Annotated in this window: 2 protein-coding genes; both read left to right on the top strand. The window is 64.8% G+C overall.

All coding sequences use genetic code 11. From position 1 onward, the window contains the following. The first annotated feature begins 315 nt into the window (after window positions 1-315). On the top strand, window positions 316-783 hold the full coding sequence (locus tag ACFU6I_RS48635) for a hypothetical protein (protein ID WP_384381021.1): 468 nt from the start codon (window positions 316-318) through the stop codon (window positions 781-783). A gap of 129 nt (window positions 784-912) precedes the next feature. Further along, window positions 913-1,485 (top strand): hypothetical protein, encoded by a 573-nt coding sequence (locus ACFU6I_RS48630; RefSeq protein WP_384381019.1) that lies wholly within the window; start codon window positions 913-915, stop codon window positions 1,483-1,485. Window positions 1,486-1,575: the final 90 nt, after the last annotated feature.

Raw genomic sequence — 1,575 nt, 5'->3', positions numbered from 1 at the left:
GCTACATCCTGGCCGTGCCCAACCGCCGACCTGAAACCGGCTCGAAACCGGTCGCAAGATCGCTCCCCAAACCACGTCGGTGGATCAAGGCTAAGGAGCGGTTCGTGAAGGTGCTCCCCATGGACTGTTTGCCGCCCGGCCGGGATCGGCCGCTGTGGTTTGCGGTACTTCGCTGCCGTACCGCCTCGCGCCTCGTGAGGAGTGGCCGCCGACGACTGGGACTTGAACATGTTCAAACTCCGTGTCAGGGTACGGCGTGGGTTCTTGAGTCCACCGGTCGCGCACGCGGCCTGCAGAACCCGCAAGGGGTGGAGTGTGTTGCGTTACCGTCGTACTGCGCTGATCTCGCTCGCCATGGCCCTCGCCCTGACGGCCTGCGGCAGATTCACCGTCATGCCGCCGCCCGACGGCGAACCGGTCGTTCTGAAACCAGCCGAACTTGCGACCACGTGGACCGATGCCGACGGCGGCACCCTCACGCTGAAGCAGGACGGGACGTTCATCGCCGATAAAGTCTGCGTCGCCGTCGACTGGTACGACAGTTTGACCTGGACCGGAACAGGCACCTGGGACCAAGGCTCCAACAAGAAGCAAAGCGTCGTCGCTGTCTCCTTCGACGCCGCTCACCCCGTGGGCTTCGACGCCGCTTACCCCGAAACGTTTGAGCGGGAGCCCGACCCCTACGCCGCCTTGAGGCAAGGCAAGGTCCTGAAGCTCTGGGTCGCCGTCGGCGATCCGGACAACGATTATCCGAACTGCGTCCTGACCAGCTCGGCGAGTTGACCTTGACTTGGACGCGATCGCTAGGACTTGTCCGGGCGATCTTGGCCATAGCTGAGTGCGGCACGATCCAGCCGAACAGGGCATGGGGTAGGGGGTAACGGGTTGGGTCGGCAGGAGAGGTATCGCAAGGTGATCGGACCGCTGCTGCGAGCCGGGCTTGAGGTGATACCCGACGCGGTTCCCGGCTCGGCGATACCGCATGTCCTGGGGTACGAACGAGAGCGGGTTTTCGGGTTCTGCCTGGTCGAGTACAAGGACTCGCGATTCGTGGAGCGGCTCAACAAGGCCTGGTACGACCTCGCCACGTCCTCCGGCCTGATCGACGAGAATCGCGAATTCCTCCTCATGTTGCCCAGGGGAACCTGGACCGCCGAGGAAGACCGCCGGCGACGCACGATGCACGTCTGGCACCGGGTCCGCCTGCTGGAACGGTGGGACATCATGGGGGCCGGCGCGGCGACGTTCCTCGGCATCCGCGCCGGCCACCCCGGCTTCGCCATGCTGGCCCTGGACAACAGCGTCTGGCTCCTGGCCGACACGTACGAAACGGGTGCGGCCGTGTACGCGGTACGCGATCCCGCCGGTTCTCCAGGGGTCCTGCGCGAGTTGAAGTGGGAGTCGGAGCGGCTCGCCAGGAAGGACGAAGACCGGGAGTTCCGACGTGAAGTCAGCGTTTGGCTCGAGAGCAGGCAACAGCGCTAGTACTCCAGCCGTACTTTTCCATTACTGCTGGTCAACGGCTTGGGTGTGGGGATTGTAGCGGGGTGGGTTTGGGTGCGGGGCGGTCTTGGC

The sequence above is a fragment of the Streptomyces sp. NPDC057486 genome (assembly GCF_042802415.1).
In the GTDB taxonomy this organism is placed as follows: domain Bacteria; phylum Actinomycetota; class Actinomycetes; order Streptomycetales; family Streptomycetaceae; genus Streptomyces; species Streptomyces yanii.
The sequence above is the reverse complement of the archived record's forward strand: the minus strand, read 5'-3'. Positions and strand labels throughout refer to the sequence as shown.